This window comes from Mesorhizobium sp. M0140, assembly GCF_040322475.1.
Lineage (GTDB): Bacteria > Pseudomonadota > Alphaproteobacteria > Rhizobiales > Rhizobiaceae > Mesorhizobium.
The window spans coordinates 105,706-124,745 of record NZ_JAMYTM010000020.1; the positions used below are offsets into that span (position 1 = coordinate 105,706).

At 64.0% G+C, this 19,040-nt stretch carries 20 protein-coding genes and 1 pseudogene; 16 read left to right on the forward strand and 5 right to left on the reverse strand.

Annotation, left to right across the window (positions count from 1 at the left end; genetic code table 11):
• The first annotated feature begins 45 nt into the window (after positions 1–45).
• The 5 genes from argJ to NKJ37_RS20490 all read left to right on the forward strand — a co-directional run bounded on the left by argJ (position 46) and on the right by NKJ37_RS20490 (position 3,222).
• The gene (gene argJ / locus NKJ37_RS20470; protein WP_352774841.1) at positions 46–1,287 is read left to right on the forward strand and encodes a bifunctional glutamate N-acetyltransferase/amino-acid acetyltransferase ArgJ; all 1,242 of its coding nucleotides are present in this window, start codon (positions 46–48) and stop codon (positions 1,285–1,287) included.
• 29 nt (positions 1,288–1,316) lie between these two features.
• Positions 1,317–2,069, forward strand: a complete 753-nt coding sequence (locus tag NKJ37_RS20475) for a GNAT family N-acetyltransferase (RefSeq protein WP_352585068.1) — start codon at positions 1,317–1,319, stop codon at positions 2,067–2,069.
• On the forward strand, positions 2,062–2,484 hold the full coding sequence (locus NKJ37_RS20480) for a (deoxy)nucleoside triphosphate pyrophosphohydrolase (RefSeq protein ID WP_352774843.1): 423 nt from the start codon (positions 2,062–2,064) through the stop codon (positions 2,482–2,484). The genes NKJ37_RS20475 and NKJ37_RS20480 overlap by 8 nt, the downstream gene beginning before the upstream one ends.
• Positions 2,485–2,612: 128 nt before the next feature.
• Positions 2,613–2,927, forward strand: coding sequence for a hypothetical protein (locus NKJ37_RS20485; RefSeq protein WP_352585067.1), 315 nt, complete (start codon positions 2,613–2,615; stop codon positions 2,925–2,927).
• A gap of 109 nt (positions 2,928–3,036) precedes the next feature.
• Positions 3,037–3,222: a Flp family type IVb pilin gene (locus NKJ37_RS20490; protein WP_352441702.1), complete on the forward strand. Its 186-nt coding sequence runs from the start codon at positions 3,037–3,039 to the stop codon at positions 3,220–3,222.
• A 28-nt stretch (positions 3,223–3,250) separates the two neighbouring features.
• Here NKJ37_RS20490 and NKJ37_RS20495 read toward each other — a convergent pair whose 3' ends face one another.
• Positions 3,251–4,126, reverse strand: coding sequence for a class I SAM-dependent methyltransferase (locus NKJ37_RS20495; RefSeq protein ID WP_352585065.1), 876 nt, complete (start codon positions 4,124–4,126; stop codon positions 3,251–3,253).
• Between the two features lie 65 nt (positions 4,127–4,191).
• Between NKJ37_RS20495 and NKJ37_RS20500 the strand changes: the two genes are divergently transcribed.
• Genes NKJ37_RS20500 through NKJ37_RS20515 form a run of 4 tightly spaced genes read left to right on the forward strand, consistent with a single transcriptional unit; the run spans position 4,192 to position 6,588 of the window.
• Positions 4,192–4,992, forward strand: coding sequence for a ComF family protein (locus NKJ37_RS20500; RefSeq protein WP_023811155.1), 801 nt, complete (start codon positions 4,192–4,194; stop codon positions 4,990–4,992).
• A gap of 27 nt (positions 4,993–5,019) precedes the next feature.
• A complete protein-coding gene (gene grxC, locus NKJ37_RS20505; RefSeq protein WP_023811156.1) occupies positions 5,020–5,289 on the forward strand; it encodes a glutaredoxin 3 in 270 nt (89 codons plus the stop codon).
• Between the two features lie 10 nt (positions 5,290–5,299).
• Positions 5,300–6,166 (forward strand): carbon-nitrogen hydrolase family protein, encoded by an 867-nt coding sequence (locus NKJ37_RS20510; RefSeq protein WP_023811157.1) that lies wholly within the window; start codon positions 5,300–5,302, stop codon positions 6,164–6,166.
• Positions 6,163–6,588, forward strand: coding sequence for a DUF1178 family protein (locus NKJ37_RS20515; RefSeq protein ID WP_023811158.1), 426 nt, complete (start codon positions 6,163–6,165; stop codon positions 6,586–6,588). Before NKJ37_RS20510 ends, NKJ37_RS20515 begins: the two co-directional genes overlap by 4 nt.
• Positions 6,589–6,592: 4 nt before the next feature.
• Here the strand turns inward: NKJ37_RS20515 and NKJ37_RS20520 are convergent, their stop codons facing one another.
• Entirely contained in the window at positions 6,593–7,078 is a 486-nt protein-coding gene (locus tag NKJ37_RS20520; RefSeq protein ID WP_023811159.1) for a MarR family winged helix-turn-helix transcriptional regulator, read from the reverse strand.
• Positions 7,079–7,177: 99 nt separating this feature from the next.
• Between NKJ37_RS20520 and NKJ37_RS20525 the strand changes: the two genes are divergently transcribed.
• Positions 7,178–8,104 carry a DMT family transporter gene (locus NKJ37_RS20525; protein ID WP_023811160.1) on the forward strand — a complete coding sequence of 309 codons (927 nt, stop codon included), beginning with the start codon at positions 7,178–7,180 and terminating at the stop codon, positions 8,102–8,104.
• On the opposite strand, the pseudogene NKJ37_RS20530 reads toward NKJ37_RS20525, so the two are convergent.
• Both NKJ37_RS20530 and ubiG read right to left on the reverse strand, forming a co-directional pair.
• Positions 8,101–8,441: pseudogene (locus tag NKJ37_RS20530) on the reverse strand (MmcQ/YjbR family DNA-binding protein). The gene NKJ37_RS20525 and the pseudogene NKJ37_RS20530 overlap by 4 nt on opposite strands.
• 26 nt (positions 8,442–8,467) lie before the next feature.
• A complete protein-coding gene (gene ubiG / locus NKJ37_RS20535; RefSeq protein ID WP_023811162.1) occupies positions 8,468–9,217 on the reverse strand; it encodes a bifunctional 2-polyprenyl-6-hydroxyphenol methylase/3-demethylubiquinol 3-O-methyltransferase UbiG in 750 nt (249 codons plus the stop codon).
• A gap of 279 nt (positions 9,218–9,496) precedes the next feature.
• Here ubiG and NKJ37_RS20540 point away from each other — a divergent pair, with 279 nt between their 5' ends.
• Positions 9,497–10,069 (forward strand): putative glycolipid-binding domain-containing protein, encoded by a 573-nt coding sequence (locus NKJ37_RS20540; protein WP_352774846.1) that lies wholly within the window; start codon positions 9,497–9,499, stop codon positions 10,067–10,069.
• 11 nt (positions 10,070–10,080) lie between these two features.
• Here NKJ37_RS20540 and NKJ37_RS20545 read toward each other — a convergent pair whose 3' ends face one another.
• Complete coding sequence (locus tag NKJ37_RS20545) at positions 10,081–11,937, reverse strand: CHASE3 domain-containing protein (RefSeq protein WP_352441701.1); 1,857 nt, start codon at positions 11,935–11,937, stop codon at positions 10,081–10,083.
• 257 nt (positions 11,938–12,194) lie between these two features.
• Here NKJ37_RS20545 and NKJ37_RS20550 point away from each other — a divergent pair, with 257 nt between their 5' ends.
• The 5 genes from NKJ37_RS20550 (at position 12,195) to NKJ37_RS20570 (ending at position 18,985) form a co-directional block, all read left to right on the forward strand.
• The gene (locus NKJ37_RS20550; protein WP_023811164.1) at positions 12,195–13,448 is read left to right on the forward strand and encodes an aspartate kinase; all 1,254 of its coding nucleotides are present in this window, start codon (positions 12,195–12,197) and stop codon (positions 13,446–13,448) included.
• Positions 13,449–13,531: 83 nt separating this feature from the next.
• On the forward strand, positions 13,532–15,802 hold the full coding sequence (gene ptsP / locus NKJ37_RS20555) for a phosphoenolpyruvate--protein phosphotransferase (protein WP_013529460.1): 2,271 nt from the start codon (positions 13,532–13,534) through the stop codon (positions 15,800–15,802).
• A 10-nt stretch (positions 15,803–15,812) separates the two neighbouring features.
• Positions 15,813–16,892 carry a peptide chain release factor 1 gene (gene prfA / locus NKJ37_RS20560; protein ID WP_352675599.1) on the forward strand — a complete coding sequence of 360 codons (1,080 nt, stop codon included), beginning with the start codon at positions 15,813–15,815 and terminating at the stop codon, positions 16,890–16,892.
• Positions 16,885–17,757: a peptide chain release factor N(5)-glutamine methyltransferase gene (gene prmC, locus NKJ37_RS20565; RefSeq protein ID WP_352774848.1), complete on the forward strand. Its 873-nt coding sequence runs from the start codon at positions 16,885–16,887 to the stop codon at positions 17,755–17,757. Before prfA ends, prmC begins: the two co-directional genes overlap by 8 nt.
• Positions 17,758–18,061: 304 nt before the next feature.
• Complete coding sequence (locus tag NKJ37_RS20570; protein ID WP_352774850.1) at positions 18,062–18,985, forward strand: DUF4167 domain-containing protein; 924 nt, start codon at positions 18,062–18,064, stop codon at positions 18,983–18,985.
• Positions 18,986–19,040 lie beyond the last annotated feature (55 nt).

Here is a 19,040-nt window from a genome sequence, read left to right on the forward strand (position 1 = left end):
GGGCAAACCGGCCTTCCCCTGCGATTTTTCCCGCCCGAGGCCTCCATGTCCACGACGATTTCGCCGCTCGCGCCGAAGAAATACCCCAAAATGCCGGAAATCGAAGGGGTGCGCATCGCCACCGCCGAGGCAGGGATAAAGTACAAGGGCCGCACCGATCTTTTGACCATGGTCTTCGATGAAGGCACCGCGATCGCCGGCGTGTTCACGAAATCGAAATGCCCTTCGGCGCCGGTCGATTTCTGCCGGCAGAATCTCGGCGCAGGCAAGGCCCGGGTGCTGGTCGTCAATTCCGGCAACGCCAACGCCTTCACCGGCAAGAGAGGCCGCGAGTCGACCGCGCTGACCGGCGAGGCAGCGGCGAAGGCGGCCGGCTGCACGGCAGCGGAGGTTTTCCTGGCCTCGACCGGCGTCATCGGCGAGCCGCTCGACACCAGCAAATTCAGCCATCTGCTGGCCGGGCTGGTCAGCAACGGCAAGCCCGGGCTGTGGACCGAGGCGGCAAAGGCGATCATGACCACGGATACCTATCCGAAACTGGCGACTGCGACCGTCAAGCTCGGCGACGCCGATGTCACCATCAACGGCATTTCCAAGGGCGCCGGCATGATCGCGCCCGACATGGCGACGATGCTCTCCTTCATCGCCACCGATGCGCCGATCGCCGCCCCTGTCCTGCAGGATCTGTTGTCGCGCGGCACGGCCAAGACCTTCAACGCGGTCACCGTCGACAGCGACACGTCGACCAGCGACACGCTGCTGATCTTCGCCACCGGCAAGGCCGCCAGCCGCGGCGCGCCGGAGATAACCGATCCCAGGGATGCCCGTCTCGGCGCGTTCCGCCGGGCGCTCGGCAAGGTGCTGAAATCGCTGGCGCTGCAAGTGGTGCGCGACGGCGAGGGCGCCCGCAAGCAGGTCGAAGTCACCGTCACCGGCGCCAAATCGGCGCGCTCGGCCAAGCGCATCGCGCTGTCGATCGCCAATTCGCCGCTGGTCAAGACGGCGGTCGCCGGCGAGGACGCCAATTGGGGCCGCGTCGTCATGGCCGTCGGCAAGGCCGGCGAACCCGCCGATCGCGACCGGCTGTCGATCTGGTTCGGCGACAACAGGCTGGCGCATGAAGGCGAGCGCGACCCCGGCTACTCCGAGGCCGCGACGTCGGCCTACATGAAGCGCGACGACATCCGCATCCGTGCCGATATCGGCATCGGTCGCGGCAAGGCGACGGTGTGGACCTGCGATCTCACCAAGGAATATGTCGCCATCAATGGCGATTATCGGAGCTGACGGTTTTGAGCTCCAGGCATCCGGCAAGCATGCTCGCGATCGTACGCCGCTACGAGGCGGCCGGCTTTCGCGCCTGGCCGGCAGCCGCCGTCCACTATGACGGCACCTGGGTGGTGCGGCTGACCGCCGGCCATCCGGCCAAGCGGCTGAACTCGGTCAATCCGCTCGATCCCGGCGATATCATGCACATGGCCGACCGTATCGGCCGGGCCAGCCGCCGTTTCGATGCCTATGGAAGGCCGCTGACGTTCCGCATGTCGCCGCTGTCGGGCCCAGATCTCGCCAGCCATCTCGACCGCGAGGGCTGGAGCCGGTTCGACGAGTCGCTGGTCATGCGGCTGCCGCTGGCCGGCGCGCAGCTCGACGCCGCCATGGACCAGATTCCGCTCAAGGACATCAGCCGCTTCATCGGCGCGTTGCTCAAGGTCAGCGGTTCGGATGTTTCGCTGCGGCCCGGCCTGTCGGAGATCCTCGGCGCCATCCAGCCCGAAGCCGGGCTGTTCGCGCTCGAAGATGGAGCCGAGGCGCTGGCGACGCTTATCTGCGTGCATGACGGCGATCTCGCCGGCCTGTTCGAGGTCGCCACCGACAAGTCGGCGCGCAACAGGGGCCATTGCCGCAACCTGATCCTGTCGGCGCTCAAATGGGCGCGGCTGCGGGGCGCGCGGGAAGCCTGGCTGCAGGTCGAGGCCAACAATGTGCCGGCGCTGGCGCTCTACCATTCGCTCGGCTTCGAGGAAGTCTATCGCTACCACTACCGCCGGCCGCCGGGTCATGAATGAGGTCGTGACCGCCGGCAAACGCCTGCTGCTGGTCGCCGCCTGCGCGCTGGTCGATGCCGACGGCCGGGTGCTTCTGGCGCAGCGGCCTCAGAGCAAGCAACTTGCCGGGTTGTGGGAATTTCCCGGCGGCAAGGTCGAGCCCGGCGAGACGCCCGAACAATGCATCATTCGCGAACTGCATGAGGAAATCGGCATCGAAACCGACATCCCGTGCCTGGCGCCGCTTACTTTCGCCAGTCATTCCTACGACGATTTCCACCTGCTGATGCCGCTGTTCGTCTGCCGCCGCTTTCGCGGCATAGCCCAGCCCAGGGAAGGGCAGACGCTGAAATGGGTGCGGCCGAAGCAGATGCGCGACTATCCGATGCCGCCGGCCGATGCGCCGCTGATCCCGTTCCTCATCGATCTTCTCTGAGGCTCGCGTTCGGTCGGTTCCTGGCCGAGGCGTGTATCAGCCAGCGTTAATGGAAGATTTATCTCGTCGTGAAAAATTGAGGCATGGCCGTTCGCGGCCGAGCCGTCGATTTGCCGGGGAGCGATAGCATGAGCCTAGACAGGGATTGGGATTCGATCCGGCCCGAGCGCGGCTTTCGCGCCGCCGATGCGGGCATGGGCATATTGCGCATCACGCTGCTGTTCGGTTCGGCCGCGGTGGCGCTGGCGCTGATTGTAACCCCTTTCCTCGACAGCCAGACACGCTCGCTGTCGGCCCGTGATGGTTTCGGCGGGCTTGACATGGCGGCGACAGGCTCGATCGGCCATCGCGAAACCTACACGCTGCGCCGCAGCGTGCTGCAGCCGCAGCCGAGCTCGGTCTGCATCATCAGGTCCAATGGCAGGAGCAGCGGCGACTGCTGACATGGTTAAGAGATTTCGGAAAGGCGGCGGTTTCATCGCCTGTTAAGCCTTTGCCGTTAACCTTTCTTAACAGGTCGGCTGTAGGGTCCCGGACAGAGGGGTTGAGGCCATGAAAGCAGTCCTGCTGGGTTTTTTGAACGACGAGACCGGCGCCACGGCCGTCGAATATGGCGTGATCATCGCCGTGCTGTCGCTGGCCATCATCGGCGGTATCGGTGAGGTCCGTGACGGGATCGTCTGGCTGTTCAGCGACAACAACAGCAAGCTTGCGAACGCTTTCGCACCCACTCCCTGATCCAACTTTTCCGCGCCTGCGGGCAGGATCATTGCCCGTCGGGCGCCTCCAGGATTGTTTTCAGCGAGACCTTGGCCGACCCTGGCTTCAGCGGTTTTTGCTGCGATGCGTCGGGCGCCCAGCCGGACATCCAGACAATCGAGAAACTTGCCCTGACACGGCCATCGGGGTCGGAAAACCGCTCGGCGTAGATTTCCGCCGCGCGGGCAAACAGCTTGCGCGAGCCCGGCCGCCGGCTGCGATCGGTGAGCGCATTGGTTTCGCCCATGGCCCGCAGATCCGCCATCAGGTTGAACAGGCTGGCATAGCGCACGGTCACCGTCTCGACGTCGGCGACCGGCAGAGCGAGACCGGCGCGCTGCAGCAGCGCACCGGCATCGCGCACGTCGGTGAACGGGGCGACACGCGGGCTGGCGCCGCCGTAAAGCTCGGTCTCGGCCGAAAGCAGGCTTTCGCGCAATTCGAAAAGCGTACCGGCGCCGGCAAAGGCGCCGAGGAAAAGCCCATCCGGCCGCAACGCACGGCGGATCTGGATCAGCATGCCGGGGATGTCGTTCATGGCCTGCAGCGACAGAAGCGACACCGCCAGATCGAGGCTTTCGGGTTCGAACGGCACGGTTTCGAGCGGTGCGATCAAGCCGGCGCCGCCACCGCTCAGGAAGGCCGTGTCCGCCTCGACGCGGACAATGTCGGCGACCTTGCTGCTTTCGGCGAGCGTTTCGGCCGCCGCCGGCGTCTGGCAAAACAGCACAGCCGCCTTGCCGAACCTGCGCTCGACGGCGCCCAGCCGGTCGGCAAGGTCCTCGGCCGTGCGGCGCATGAGAAAGTCCGCACCGTCGACCGGATGGGCAAGCGCGCGCCGCTTGTGCGCCAGCCACAGAGAGGTATCCATTATCGGCTGCAACGGGCAGATCCTTTGTTTGTCCACGCTCCGAGATCGTTGATATAGTGGCGTGCAGGAGCAACCACCTGGCCGATCCGATGCCCAAGATCAAGTCCATCGGAATAACGAACCTGGCCCGGTCGGTTGTCGGCTGGCCGGCGCGGATGCTGTTTCCGCCGGTCTGCGCCGGTTGCCGCCGGCATGTCTCGCAGCCAGGCGTGCTGTGCGGCGCCTGCTGGCCGAAGCTCAGGCTGCTGGAGCGGCCATGGTGCCCGGTCATGGGCACGCCGTTCACCCACCATATGGGCGAAGGCTTTCTGTCGGCCGAGGCGATTGCCGATCCGCCGCCTTTCGAGCGGGCGCGGGCGGCGGTCGCCTATTCCGGCGTTGCCCGACAGATGGTGCAGGGGCTGAAATACCAGGATCGCACCGATCTGGCACCATGGATGGCGCGCTGGATGGTTCGCGCCGGTGCCGATCTCATCGCCGACGCGGATGTGGTGGTGCCGGTGCCGCTGCACTGGCGGCGCTTTTTCAGGCGGCGCTTCAACCAATCTGCGGAACTGGCGAGGGCCGTCTCGACGCTCAGTGAATTGCCCTTCGCCCCCTCGGCGGTGCGGCGCGTGAAACTCACCCGCCAGCAGGTCGGGCTGGAGCGCGGGGAACGCGAGGAAAATGTGCGGGCCGCCTTTCGGGTACCCGCCGAGGCGGAAATCGAGATCGCCGGCCGCAGGGTGCTTTTGATCGACGATGTCTACACCACCGGCGCCACGGTGCGCTCCGCCACCAAGGCGCTGAAAAGGGGAGGTGCGGCCGCCGTCGACGTGCTGACCTTTGCCCGTGTGTTGCCGGGGGACTTCCGGGCGGACGAGTCCGCGACTATATAAGTCGGCAACGAACAGCGGAAATTCGTCATGGTCGATGTCACGATCTACACCCGCATGATGTGCGGCTATTGCACGGCAGCCAAGCGGCTGCTCGAGCGCAAGGGCATAGCCTTTACCGAGCACGATGCCTCCTTCTCGCCGGAACTGCGCCAGGAGATGATCTCCCGGGCGCATGGCCGCTCGACCTTTCCGCAGATTTTTATCGGCGATACGCATGTCGGTGGCTGTGACGATCTCCACGAGCTGGAGGCCGAAGGCCGGCTCGACAAACTGCTCGCTGACGGCGCGACGAATTAAGGGAATGACGATGGGTGTTTTCAAAGCCGCTGCGATCCAGATGCGTTCAGGCGAGAGCCCCGAGCGCAACGCCGTCGATCTCGAACGGCTGGTGCGTGAAGCAGCTGGCCAAGGTGCCGCCTACATCCAGACGCCGGAAATGACCGGCGCGCTGATCCGCGACAAGGAAGCTCGCGCCGCCTCCTTCACCTCCGAGGACAAGGATATCGTCGTTTCGACCGCGCGCAAGCTGGCCAAGGAACTCGGCGTCTTCCTGCATATCGGCTCGACAGCCATTTTACGCGCCGACGGCAAGCTCGCCAACCGGGCGCTGCTGTTCGGGCCGGACGGCGCCACGCTCGCGACATACGACAAGATCCACATGTTCGACGTCGATCTCGACAATGGCGAGAGCTGGCGCGAATCCGCCGCCTATGAGCCGGGCACCGAGGCCGTCGTCACCGAGATCGAGGGTGCAAAGCTCGGCTTCGCCGTTTGCTACGATCTGCGCTTTCCGCAACTCTTCCGCGCCGAGGCACTGGCCGGCGCCGACCTGCTTTCCGTACCTGCCGCCTTCACCCGGCAGACGGGTGAGGCGCACTGGCATGTGCTGCTCAGGGCCCGCGCCATCGAGAATGGCGCCTATGTCGTCGCCGCCGCGCAGGGCGGCTTGCATGAGGATGGCCGCGAGACCTACGGTCATTCGCTGATCGTCGATCCGTGGGGCCGTATCATCGCGGAAGCCGCGCATGACGAGCCGGCGGTGATCATCGCCGAGATCGACCCGGCGCAGTCGCTTGCCGCGCGCAAGAAGATCCCCAATCTCAGGAATGCGCGGGATTTCGCCGTCAATGCTGGCTTGGGCGAGGCGCCGCGGCTCAGGGGTGCAGCCTCTTGATCCGTTTTGCCCTGATCTGTGAGCACGAGCACGAATTCGAAGGCTGGTTCCGCAGCAACGACGATTTCGACACCCAGAAGAAGCGCGGCTTTGTCGATTGCCCCACCTGCGGTTCGCACAAGGTGCAGAAAGCGCTGATGGCGCCGGCTGTCTCCACGGCGCGCAAGCAGGAAACCATAGCGCTCGCCATGGGCGAGGCGCAGAAGCAGGCTCTGGCGCAGCTGAAGGCGATGGCCGAGAAGGTGCGCGAGAATGCCGACTATGTCGGCGACAAGTTCGCCGAGGAAGCGCGAAAGATCCATTTCGGCGAGAGCGACCCGCGCGGCATCTATGGCGAGGCGACGCTGGACGAGGCCAAGAGCCTGGCCGAGGATGGCGTCGAGTTCATGCCTATCCCGGTATTCCCGGACGATCGCAACTGACCGGCTAGCTGACGCTACCGATCAATTTCTCAAGCAGCCGAGAGAGCGTTTCGCGTTCCGCCTGCGTCAAGCCCGAGAGAACCGCGTGCTCGTTGGCCACGTGGGCGGTAACGGCCTCGTCGACCAGCGCCAAGCCCTTTTCGGTCAGCCTCACGACAATGCCGCGTCTATCGTTGGGATGAGGCCCACGCAGGATCAATCCGGACGTTTCGAGCCGGTCGAGCCGGTTGGTCATGGCGCCCGATGTGACCATCGTCGCTTCATAGAGAGCGGTCGGCGTCAGCGCATAGGGTGAGCCAGCGCGGCGCAGCGTCGCCAGCACGTCGAACTCGCCCGACTGCAATCCATAGCGGGCAAACAACGGCGCCAGGCGCTCGCGGGCGATCAGCGAGGAGGCCTCGTTCAGCCGTCCGAGCACGGCCATCGGCGAGACATCCAGATCGGGCCGCTCCCGCTTCCATTGCTCGATCGCTCTTGCTGCCCTGTCCAACTGTCTCACCATTATTTATCTTGACGTTAAGAATCTTGCCATTATCTTATCGTAACATGCAATGCCGGCCAAGAGCCGCCGCGCTACAGGATTCGGTCAATGAAACTTCTCTGGGATTCGGCGCTCGGCCTGCTGGTCGTCACCGGCGGCCTGCTCGGCCTGACGCTGCCCTTCGGCAAGCTCGCCACGGCTGCCGGCGTGCCGGCCATGGTCTGGGCCTTCGTCATCTCGCTCGGCGCCGGCGGGGTCTTGCTGTGCGTGCTCTTGGCTCGCGGCAAGCGGGTCCGGCTCACCGCGCACAAACTGCGCTATTTCTTCGTCACCGCCGCGGTGTCCTATGCTGTCCCCAACCTCCTGATGTTCTCGGCCATCCCGCATCTGGGCGCCGGCTACACCGGCATCATGTTCACCCTGTCGCCTGTCATCACACTGGTGTTCTCGATCCTGTTGCGTGTCCGGCGCCCCAACATGCTGGGCATTGTCGGCATCGCCGTCGGCTTCGTCGGCGCTGTCATGGTGGCGGTGACGCGCGGCGAGGCCGGCCAGCCGGCCGATTTGTTCTGGGTGGCGATGGGGTTGCTCATTCCGGTCAGCCTTGCCGTCGGCAACATCTACCGCACGGTCGACTGGCCGGACGGCACCGGCCCGATCGAGCTTGCCGTCGGCAGCCATCTGGCGTCAGCGGCGATGCTGCTTGCCGGCATTCTTCTCCTGTTCGGCGGCGAGGCTTTCGTGCCACTCGGCGGCGTGCCGCTGGTGGTGGTCGCGCAGGTCGCGTCGGCGTCGGCGATGTTTGCCTTCTTCTTCAGGCTGCAGGCGGTTGGCGGTCCGGTCTATCTCAGCCAGATCGGTTATGTGGCGGCCGCCGTCGGCCTGTTTGCCGGAACCATCTTCCTCGGCGAGCACTATCAGTTGCTGACCTGGGCAGGCGCGCTCATCATCACTGCCGGCGTGTTCATCACCACCAGGGCACAAAGCCAGAAGGGTCGAGTTCCTGCAGCCGGAGCCGCCTTGCCGATCCGTTAGGCCTGGCTCGCGTCAAAGATTTTCCTGAGAGCCGGCGGGGCAACATTTCGCCATGACATCCGTATTGCGCTGCGAAATGTCTTTCATCGCATGCGTCAAGAATGATCGACGTCCAGCCCTTTCGTCCCCATCCACCAGGCACTGGCTTGAAAACCAGCGGTTCGGCTGCAGTCGTCATCTCTTGCTGGCCGATGTCGAGCTTTATGACGGCGCGATCGTTTTCGGGCAGCGACATGAAGATGCGATTGCGTACCCGGAAGTCGGCCTTGCCGAAATGCGATTTCTCGGCCGCTTCGGGAAGCTCAAGCGCCAATTGTCGGGCTCTCACACTGTCCACGGTCCGACAAATCTCCAGATCAGCCTTCAGACCGAGCCTTTTTCCGCCAGGACCATGTAGTTGACGTCCATGTCCTTCGACCGCGCCCAGCGGTCGGCCAGCGGGTTGTAGGTGACGCCGGTGCGGTCGATGATGGTCAGGCCGGCGCCGCCAAGCGCCTTTTCGAGCTCTTCCGGGCGCACCAGCTTGCCGAACTGGTGGGTGCCGCGCGGCAGCCAGCGCAGCACATATTCGGCCCCGATGATGGCTAAGCCCAGCGCCTTCAGCGTGCGGTTGATGGTGGCCACGAACATGATGCCGCCGGGCCGCACCATCTCGCCGCATTTGGCGACGAACAGGTCGATGTCGGCGACATGCTCGACCACTTCCATGTTGAGGATGACGTCGAATTTCTCGCCGGCGTCGGCAAGGTCCTCGGCCGTCGTGGCGCGATAGTCGACGCTGACATTGCCCTCGGCGGCGTGCAGCTTGGCCACTTCGATGTTGGTTTCGGAGGCATCTGCGCCCACAACCTCGGCGCCAAGCCGCGCCATCGGCTCGCACAGAAGTCCGCCGCCGCAGCCGATGTCGAGGATGCGCAGGCCCTCGAAAGGCCTTGCAGCGCGCGGGTCACGGCCGAAGCGCGTCGCTATCTGGTCGCGGATATAGGCCAGCCGGACCGGATTGAATTTGTGCAGGGGACGGAATTTGCCGTTCGGGTTCCACCATTCGGCGGCAAGGGCGGAAAAGCGTTCCACTTCTCCGGCATCGATCGTCGATCGTCGGGGCTCTGGCATCGGTTGGTCTCCTCGACACTACAGCGCCGCGCGTCCTCTTGGACGCGCAAAGGACGCTGTAGCACTTTAAATTCTGCGTATGATCCTTTCCGAAATTGACTTCGATTTCGGGGTCATGCGCTAGGAAGTCGGGCGTGAGGCCGCGAATGTCAAGGCAGCATTTTCCTCGGCCTGCCAGGCAACAGGCTCTGTCAGGGCATGTCACCTGTCACGCGCCTGCATCGAAACACAATTGATCCGCCGGGCGAAAAGGAGACAGGATTTGAATTGGAGGAAACCATGATGAAACAGGAAACGGCTTCGATCCTTTGGCACCGCCTCGACGTGGAGGGTCACGACGCCTGCCTGTTGTCACAGACCAATGTCGGGCACAGTCTCGAGGGACAGGCCATCTTCATCCAGGACGGCAAGCCGTGCTGCCTTGGCTATGAGGTGATCTGCGAAGTCGGCTGGCGCACGCGTTCAGCGCGGATCGACGGCTTTCTCGGCACCCGCAAGCTGCATTATGCGATCGAACGCGATTCGGACGGCCAGTGGACGCTGAATGGCGAAGTCCAGCAGGGCGTCGACGGCCTTGTCGATGTCGATCTTGGCTTCACACCGGCATCGAACCTGCTGGCGATCCGCCGGTATGACCTCGGCATCGGCGAGGCGACGCCTGCTCCGGCCGCCTACCTGACTTTCCCTGAACTGAGCCTGGTGCGCCTCGATCAGACCTATCGGCGTCTCGACACGGTTCGCTACGCCTATGCCGCGCCGGTGTTCGGCTATGACGAGACCCTCAACATCTCGCCGCACGGCTTCGTTGTCGACTATCCTGGCCTGTGGAGAAGCGCGGCTGCGTCAGACTGAAGCGATTGTAATCAATCCGCTGCGCCCTGCGTCGTGCCGAGCACGTCACGCAGTTTCGCCGCCAGTTGCTCGATGGTGAAGGGCTTGGCGAGGAAATGCACGTCGTGGTCGAGCACGCCGTTGTGGACCACCGCGTTCCTGGTGAAGCCGGTGGTGAAGATCACCTTCAGCTGCGGCATGCGGGCAACGGCCTCTTCCGCCAGCTTGCGGCCGTTCATGACGGGCATGACGATGTCGGTGAACAGAAGGCCGACGTTCGGGCGCTCCGCCAGTTTCTGCAACGCTTCCTCGCCGCTCGCGGCATGAATGACGGTGTATCCGAGTTCGCGTATGGCCTCGGTGGTGGAGACCCTCACGCGGGCATCATCCTCGACGACAAGGATCGTTTCGGTGACCGGTGCGGCGGGGTTGTCGCCTCGCCCGGTGGGCACGGCCGGCTCATCGGCGCCGAAATACCGCGGCAAGTAGATCTTGATCGTCGTGCCTTCGCCGGGTTCGGAATAGATATTGACGTGGCCGCCCGACTGTTTGACGAAGCCGAACACCTGGCTCAATCCCAGGCCGGTGCCCTTATTGACCGGCTTGGTGGTGAAGAAGGGTTCAAAGGCCTTGGCGATGACATCGGGGGTCATGCCCGAACCGGTGTCGCTGACGGCGATCATCACATACTGGCCGGCCGCGACTTCGGCATGGGCGGCGGCGTAGCTCTCATCGAGATGGCTGTTGGCGGTCTCGATGGTCAGCTTGCCATCATCGCCCATGGCGTCGCGCGCGTTGACGGCCAGGTTGAGAACGGCGTTCTCGATCTGGCTCGGGTCGGCATGGGTTTTCCACAAGCCTCCCGCCAGCACCGTTTCGATGCGGATGGTTTCGCCGAGTGCCCGACGGATCAGGTCGGACATGCCGGTCAGCAGACGGTTGGCGTCGACGATCTGCGGCGCCAGCGGCTGCTGGCGCGAGAAGGCGAGCAGCCGGGCCGTCAGATTGGCGGCACGGGTCGCGGCATCGATCGCCGCATCGACGAATTGTGCGATGTCGTGCTCGCCGCGCGCCAGCTTGCGCTGGGCGAGGTTCATGGCGCTGATGATCACCGCCAGCATGTTGTTGAAGTCGTGGGCGATGCCGCCTGTAAGCTGGCCGACAGCCTCCATCTTGTGCATCTGGCGGATCTGGGATTCGGCCTTTTCGCGTGTCTCGATCTCCTTGCCGAGGGCGACGTTCTTGCGCACCAACTCATCCTGGGCAACGGCAACCTCACGGAAGCGGCGGCGCGATTCCCTGATCGCGTAGCCGGCAAGCAGGAAGATCGCCAGCAGCGCCGCCACCGAACCGATGCGTAACCAGGCCTCGACCTGGTCGGTATGCGCATCGCGCGCGGCGACGGCTGCGGCGCTGATGCGTCGGACCGTATCCATGCTGGTCCGGATTTCCTCCATGACGGCCTTGCCCTGGCCGCTGCGAACCAGATCCAGCGCATTCGTCGCATTGCCCTGGTCGTACAGGGCAATCGTCTCGGCCAGTTCAGCCTGCTTTTGCGAAAGCGCGTCCTTCATATGGCTGATCTGCTGGACGAGCTGGTCGTCAGGGGCAGTCAAGCTGTCGATGCGGGCAAGTTGCCCCGGAATGGCGCCGACAGCGCGCTGATAGGGATCGAGATAGGATTCCTCGCCGGTCAGCAGATAGCCGCGTTGGCCGCTCTCTGCATCTTGCGCCAGCGAAAGCAGTCCCGAAAGCAATTGCTGATATTCGATTGCCTCGCGCGCGGCGGCGCGGTTGGCCCGCTGTTCCTCGACCAGCATGGCACGGCTGCCGACAATCAGCGCCAGCACGGCAAAGCCGGCGACAAGCGGGAGCGATTGCCATCGCATGGCGCGTCGAAGACGAGCAATCATCATCTGTTATGCCGAACCAAAAGAATTCCCCGCAGGCAGCATTTCGTAGGCGGCGGCGGGGCGGAAGGCAATATGCCGGCTTCTGGAACCGGCAATCGGCCGCCAGCCTTGCGAAACCTTCATCATTTGGCTAAGGAGGCCGCGCATTCAGCGGCCGGCGTCAGCCGGCCTTCCGCTTTTCGGGATTCCGGCTTTTGGCCGGGTCCGGCTTCAGGCAAAGGCATTTCGCTCCCATGGCGCGCATCGTGATGAAATTCGGCGGAACCTCGGTCGCCGACATCGCCCGCATCCGCAACGTGGCGCGTCACGTCAAACGCGAGGTCGACGCCGGCCACGAGGTGGCGGTGGTCGTTTCGGCGATGGCTGGAAAAACCAATGAACTGGTCGGCTGGACGCGTGAGGCCTCGCCGATGCACGATGCACGCGAATATGACGCGGTCGTCGCTTCCGGCGAACAGGTCACGGCCGGCCTTCTGGCCATCACCTTGCAGAATATGGGCGTGCATGCACGTTCCTGGCAGGGCTGGCAGATCCCGATCAAGACCGACAATGCGCATGGCGCGGCGCGCATCCTCGACATCGACGGCGCGTTCCTGATCAAGCGCTTCGGCGAGGGCCAGGTGGCGGTGATCGCCGGGTTCCAGGGCATCGGCCCGGACAATCGCATCGCCACGCTCGGCCGCGGCGGCTCCGACACCAGTGCTGTCGCCATCGCCGCGGCGGTCAAGGCCGATCGCTGCGACATCTATACCGACGTCGACGGTGTCTACACCACCGATCCGCGCATCGAGCCCAAGGCGCGGCGGCTGGCCAAGATCTCGTTCGAGGAAATGCTTGAAATGGCCTCGCTCGGCGCCAAGGTTCTGCAGGTGCGTTCGGTCGAGCTTGCCATGGTGCACAGGGTGCGTACCTTCGTGCGGTCGTCCTTCGACGATCCCGACGCGCCCGGAATGGGGGATTTGCTCAATCCGCCCGGAACGCTCATTTGCGACGAGGAAGAGATCGTGGAACAGCAGGTCGTCACCGGAATTGCCTACGCCAAGGATGAAGCGCAGATTTCGCTGCGCCGGGTCGGCGACCGGCCGGGCGTTGCCGCCGGCATCTTCGGGCCGCTGGCCGAGGCCAACATCAATGTAGACATGATCGTCCAGAACATTTCCGAGGACGGCAAGTTCACCGACATGACCTTCACCGTGCCGTCGGGCGATGTCGACAAGGCGCTGGCCGTGCTTGAACGGCTAAAAGCCGAGATCGGCTACGACGTCGTGCAGTCGGAAGCCGGCATGTCGAAGGTTTCGGTCATCGGCATCGGCATGAGGAGCCATGCCGGCGTCGCCGCCACCGCTTTCAAGGCGCTGGCCGACAAATCGATCAACATCCGGGCCATCACGACCTCCGAGATCAAGATTTCGATCCTGATCGACGGTCCATATACGGAACTTGCGGTTCGTACTTTGCATTCCGTCTACGGTCTGGATAAGCAGTAGCGAGAACGATTTGAGTTGTTGCGTGTGCGCCGGTCGCGGTGGAAACTGCGGCGGGCAGAATGCCCATTGGAGAACAAGCCGCGATGCGTGATCAGGCCAGTGGCCCGCGCGTTTTGCTCAAACGGCTCCGCGAGCTCATGCAGGAGCCGCTGGAGCCGCAGGAGCGGCTTGACCGGATTGTGCGCGACATCGCCTCCAACATGGTCGCGGAAGTCTGCTCGCTCTATGTGCTGCGCGCCGATTCGGTGCTCGAACTCTACGCCACCGAAGGTCTGAACCCGAACGCCGTCCATTTGGCGCAGTTGCGGCTGGGCCAAGGTCTGGTCGGCACGATCGCAGCCAGCGCGCGGCCGCTCAACCTGTCCAATGCGCAGGAACACCCTGCCTTCGCCTATCTGCCGGAGACCGGGGAAGAGATCTACAACTCGTTCCTCGGCGTGCCGGTGCTGCGGGCAGGGCGCACGCTGGGCGTGCTGGTGGTGCAAAACAAGACCATGCGCCACTACCGCGACGACGAGGTCGAGGCGCTGGAAACCACCGCGATGGTGATCGCCGAGATGATCGCCACCGGCGATCTGGCGCGGCTGACCCGGCCCGGCCTCGAACTCGATCTGCGCCGTCCTGTCAGCTTCACCGGCCTGTCCTTCAATGAAGGCGTCGGGCTCGGCCATGTCGTGCTGCACGAGCCGCGCATCGTCGTCACCAATCTGTTCAACGAAGACAGCGAGGAAGAGGTCCGCCGGCTCGAGACCTCACTCAGCTCGCTCAGGCTGTCCATCGACGACATGCTGGAACGCCGCGACGTCGCCTTCGAGGGCGAGCATCGCCAGGTGTTGGAAGCCTATCGCATGTTCGCCAACGATCGCGGCTGGGTGCGACGGCTGGAAGAGGCCATCCGCAACGGTCTGACGGCGGAAGCCGCGGTGGAAAAGGTGCAGAGCGACATGCGCGCCCGCATGCTGCACATGACCGATCCCTATCTGCGCGAGCGGATGAGCGATTTCGACGACCTCGCCAACCGCCTGCTGCGCCAGCTGATGGGGCGCGGGCCGGAGGATGTCGCGGCATCGCTGCCAAAGGACGCCATCATCGTCGCCCGTTCGATGGGGGCCGCCGAACTGCTCGACTATCCCAGGGACAAGATGCGCGGGCTGGTGCTCGAGGATGGTGCCGCGACCAGCCACGTCGTCATCGTCGCGCGCGCCATGGGCATTCCCGTCGCCGGACAGATGAAGGGCGCCGTCTCCATGGCGGAAAACGGCGACGCCATCATCGTCGACGGCGAAGAGGGCGTGATCCATTTGCGGCCGCAGCCCGATCTCGAAGCCGCCTATGCCGAAAAGGTGCGTTTCAGGGCGCGCCGGCAAGAGGTCTATCGAGAGCTGCGCAAGAAGCCGTCGACGACCAGGGATGGTGTCCAGGTCGATTTGCTGATGAATGCCGGTCTTGCCGTCGACCTGCCGCAGCTTGCCGAAGCGGGCGCGGCCGGCATCGGGCTGTTCCGCACCGAATTGCAATTCATGGTCGCTTCCACTTTTCCCCGGGCCGAGGCCCAGGAAAAGCTCTACCGCGACGTGCTGGAGGCGGCGCGCGGCAAGCCGGTCACCTTCCGCACCATCGATATTGGCGGCGACAAGGTGCTGCCCTATTTCAAGGGTGCGATCCAGGAAGAGAACCCGGCGCTTGGCTGGCGGGCGATCCGCCTGACGCTTGACCGGCCAGGGTTGTTGCGCACCCAGATCCGCGCTTTGCTCAAGGCCAGCGGCGGCCGCGAATTGAAGCTGATGCTGCCGATGGTGACCGAGCTGGGCGAGATCGCCCAGGCACGCGAGATCATCGACCGCGAGGTGCGGCATTTGTCGCGCTTTGCCCATCATTTGCCGACCAGCCTGAAGCTGGGGGCGATGTTGGAAGTGCCGTCGCTCCTGTTCCAGCTTGATGAATTGATGAAGGCGGTCGATTTCGTCTCGGTCGGTTCGAACGACCTGTTCCAGTTCGTCATGGCCGTTGACCGCGGCAACACGCAACTGGCCAACCGCTTCGACACGCTGTCGGCGCCGTTCCTGCGCGTGCTCAAGCAGATCGCCGATGCCGGCGTCCGCAACCATACGCCGGTGACGCTGTGCGGTGAACTCGCAGGCAAGCCGATCTCGGCGATGGCGCTGATCGGACTCGGTTTCCGCTCGATCTCGATGTCGCCGGCCTCGATAGGTCCGGTCAAGGCGATGCTGACGGAACTGCCGCTGGACGAGTTGAAGGCGTTTTTCGACGACAATCTGATGGCTCCGGCACAGGGCTTGCCGATGCGGGCGCTGCTGCAGGCCTTTGCCGACGACCGTTCGATCCCGTTATAGCAGCTTCATCATGGTCAATTTGCCCCGCGATCGTATGGATCAAGTCGTCAAGCGTTTCGAGATGCTCGAAGCGCAGATGTCAGCTGGCCCGGCGCCGGATGCCTATGTGCGCATGGCGTCCGAATATGCCGAAATCCAGGACATGGTGGCCAAGGTCAGGGCGCTGCGCCTGGCCGAGCATGAGCAGGCCGACCTCGAAGCCATGCTTGCCGACAAGGGCACCGATGCCGAGATGCGGGCGCTCGCCGAGGCCGAGCTGCCGGAAGTCGAGGACCGTATCGAGGCGCTGCAGAAGGACATCCAGATCCTGCTGTTGCCCAGGGATGCCGCCGACGACAAGAACGCCATTCTCGAAATCCGCGCCGGCACCGGCGGAGACGAGGCGGCGCTTTTCGCCGGCGACCTGTTTCGCATGTATGAGCGCTACGCCGCCGAACGCGGCTGGCGTTTCGAGACGGCCTCGGCCAGCGATGGTGACGCCGGCGGCTACAAGGAAATCATCGCCACCGTGTCCGGCAAGGGCGTCTTTGCGCACCTGAAGTTCGAATCCGGCGTGCACCGCGTGCAGCGCGTGCCGGCAACCGAGGCGAGCGGGCGCATCCACACCTCGGCGGCAACCGTCGCGGTGCTGCCAGAAGCCGAAGAGGTCGACATCGACATCAGGGCCGAAGACATCCGCATCGACACGATGCGCGCCTCGGGTTCGGGCGGCCAGCACGTCAACACCACCGATTCGGCCGTCCGCATCACCCATCTGCCGACCGGCATCATGGTCGTGCAGGCGGAGAAATCGCAGCATCAGAACCGCGCCAAGGCCATGCAGATCCTGCGGGCCCGGCTCTATGATCTGGAGCGCGGCAAGGCTGACGAGGAGCGTTCCGAATCGCGCAAGTCGCAGGTCGGTTCCGGTGACCGCTCGGAACGCATCCGCACCTATAATTTCCCGCAAGGCCGCGTCACCGACCACCGCATCAATTTGACGCTGTACAAGCTCGACCGGGTAATGATGGGCGAACTCGATGAGATCATCAACGCGCTGATCGCCGATCACCAGTCGAAATTGCTCGCCGACATCGGCATCGATGACTGACCTGCCCGATGCACTCGGGCCGCTGCTGCGGGAAGCGCGGGCTCGGCTCGGCGCTACCGTCGACGACCCGGCGCTCGATGCGCGGCTGATCGTCGAGCATTTTTCGGGCACGACGCGCACGCAAGCCATTGCGGACCCCGAACGCAGGCTCGGCGCCGGCGTTGTTGCCGAAATCGATGCCGCCTTGAGACGTCGCGCTAGCGGCGAACCGGTGCATCGCATCCTCGGCTATCGTGAATTCTACGGTTTGCGCCTGTCGCTGTCGCCGGAAACGCTGGAGCCGCGGCCGGATACCGAAACGCTGGTCGAGGCGATATTGCCCTTCGTCAAGGCAGTTGCGGCGCGGGAAGGCGGGTGCCGCATCCTCGATCTTGGCACCGGCACCGGCGCCATTGCGCTGGCGCTGCTCAGTGTCGTGCCGACGGCTAACGCCACGGGCGTCGACCTGTCCGCGGGTGCGCTGGTGACGGCGGCGCGCAATGCCGGGCAACTGGGTCTTGCAGGCCGGTTCACGACGCTGCAGTCGGACTGGTTCGAAAAAGTTTCCGGCCGGTACCATGTAATTGTCGCAAACCCTCCCTATATAACCACGGAAGACATTGGAAATCTGCAGGACGAAGTCCGCAATTTCGACCCGCGCCTGGCCCTGGATGGCGGCGCGGACGGTCTGAACCCCTACAGAACCATCGCTGCGGAAGCGGCAAGGTTTTTGGAAACTGAAGGCAGGATTGCGGTCGAGATCGGCCATACGCAACGCAATGAGGTCTGCGAGATATTCGCTGCAGCCGGCTACGTGCCGGGCGGTGCTTTTCGTGACCTCGGTGGAAACGACAGGGTTGTTGTCTTTGAAAGGATAAAGCCTTGACGCAGTGCAAAAAAGCGCTTGGCAATGCCGGGGAATGCGGCTAGGGTCGCCTTAACCGGATGAGACGAAGCAGGCAGTGCTCTTAGCGATTCGGTTTTCCTTGGAAATAGCTGCCTTCTTGCGCAAACGATGCCCAAGCTTCGTGCGGGAATCGTCCGGCAAAGTGATGTAACCGGAACAGGATGGCACGTGGCGCCAACGCAATCGATGCGGGCGAACGCCGGTGAAGAGACGAAACGGCTGGCTGCATGAGCGCCTCCGTTCGTGAAGAGTTTTTCGAAAATTTCAAAATGAAGAGAGTTTGATGAGGCCACAACAGCAGAACAGGCGCATGCGCGGTCGCAACAATAGTGGCGGCGGCGGTGGTAACAATAACAACAACAATAACAACAACAACCGCAAGGGGCCTAATCCCCTGACGCGCAACTACGAGAGCAATGGCCCGGATGTGAAGATCCGCGGTTCGGCTCAGCAGATCGCCGAAAAATATGCCACCCTTGCCCGCGATTCTCACAGCTCCGGCGACCGGGTCATGGCGGAGAACTATCTCCAGCACGCCGAGCACTACAATCGCATCATCGCGGCCGCACAGGCGCAGATGCCGATCCAGAACGCGCAGCAGAATCGCGATGATTTCGACGATGACGGCGACGAGGATCGCGACGATTTCGACAATGGCGGCAACAACAACAGCAACACTGTTTCCGACGCCCAGATCCCGGTGATCAACCATGGCGCCGGCCCGCAGCCGGTCATCGAAGGGACGCCGGCCGAGGTTGCGCTCAACCGGGAAGGTGGCCGCGAGGCCCGCGATAACAATGGCGGGCGTAACAATGGTGGCCGCGACAACAATGGCGGGCGCCATCGCGATCGTCGCCCCAATGGCGGTTATGGCCAGAACGGCCAGCGCGACTTTGGTTCACCTGTGGAGCAAGGTGGTCAGCCCCAGGGCAACGAGCCCCCGGTTCAGGGCGAAGCCGTTTCGCCGACCGAATCTGTAGCGCCGGCCGAACCGGCTCCGTCGTTCGAGAATCTTTCCCCGGCAGGTCTTGCCGCCCAGGCCGAACTCAACGAGGCGGCCGCCGAAAGCGGGGCTGCCCGTCGTCCGCGTCGTCCGCGCCGCCCGCGCGTCAACGCCGATCAGGTTGATGGCGGTGGCGAAAGTGCCGAGGCGGCCCCGGTCGAAAGCGGCAATGCCCAGCCGGTCAATGTCGATATCGACAACTGATCAAACGGCACCTCAAGACATGGAACGGCGGGGAGAAATCTCCGCCGTTTTCGTT

Coding starts and splice junctions, on each gene's coding strand:
- argJ (WP_352774841.1), top strand. CDS start 46: ATGTCCACGACGATTTCGCCGCTCGCGCCGAAGAAATACCCCAAAATG.
- NKJ37_RS20475 (WP_352585068.1), top strand. CDS start 1,317: ATGCTCGCGATCGTACGCCGCTACGAGGCGGCCGGCTTTCGCGCCTGG.
- NKJ37_RS20480 (WP_352774843.1), top strand. CDS start 2,062: ATGAATGAGGTCGTGACCGCCGGCAAACGCCTGCTGCTGGTCGCCGCC.
- NKJ37_RS20485 (WP_352585067.1), top strand. CDS start 2,613: ATGAGCCTAGACAGGGATTGGGATTCGATCCGGCCCGAGCGCGGCTTT.
- NKJ37_RS20490 (WP_352441702.1), top strand. CDS start 3,037: ATGAAAGCAGTCCTGCTGGGTTTTTTGAACGACGAGACCGGCGCCACG.
- grxC (WP_023811156.1), top strand. CDS start 5,020: ATGGTCGATGTCACGATCTACACCCGCATGATGTGCGGCTATTGCACG.
- NKJ37_RS20510 (WP_023811157.1), top strand. CDS start 5,300: ATGGGTGTTTTCAAAGCCGCTGCGATCCAGATGCGTTCAGGCGAGAGC.
- NKJ37_RS20525 (WP_023811160.1), top strand. CDS start 7,178: ATGAAACTTCTCTGGGATTCGGCGCTCGGCCTGCTGGTCGTCACCGGC.
- ubiG (WP_023811162.1), bottom strand. CDS start 9,217: ATGCCAGAGCCCCGACGATCGACGATCGATGCCGGAGAAGTGGAACGC.
- NKJ37_RS20540 (WP_352774846.1), top strand. CDS start 9,497: ATGATGAAACAGGAAACGGCTTCGATCCTTTGGCACCGCCTCGACGTG.
- NKJ37_RS20545 (WP_352441701.1), bottom strand. CDS start 11,937: ATGCGATGGCAATCGCTCCCGCTTGTCGCCGGCTTTGCCGTGCTGGCG.
- NKJ37_RS20550 (WP_023811164.1), top strand. CDS start 12,195: ATGGCGCGCATCGTGATGAAATTCGGCGGAACCTCGGTCGCCGACATC.
- ptsP (WP_013529460.1), top strand. CDS start 13,532: ATGCGTGATCAGGCCAGTGGCCCGCGCGTTTTGCTCAAACGGCTCCGC.
- prfA (WP_352675599.1), top strand. CDS start 15,813: ATGGTCAATTTGCCCCGCGATCGTATGGATCAAGTCGTCAAGCGTTTC.
- prmC (WP_352774848.1), top strand. CDS start 16,885: ATGACTGACCTGCCCGATGCACTCGGGCCGCTGCTGCGGGAAGCGCGG.
- NKJ37_RS20570 (WP_352774850.1), top strand. CDS start 18,062: ATGAGGCCACAACAGCAGAACAGGCGCATGCGCGGTCGCAACAATAGT.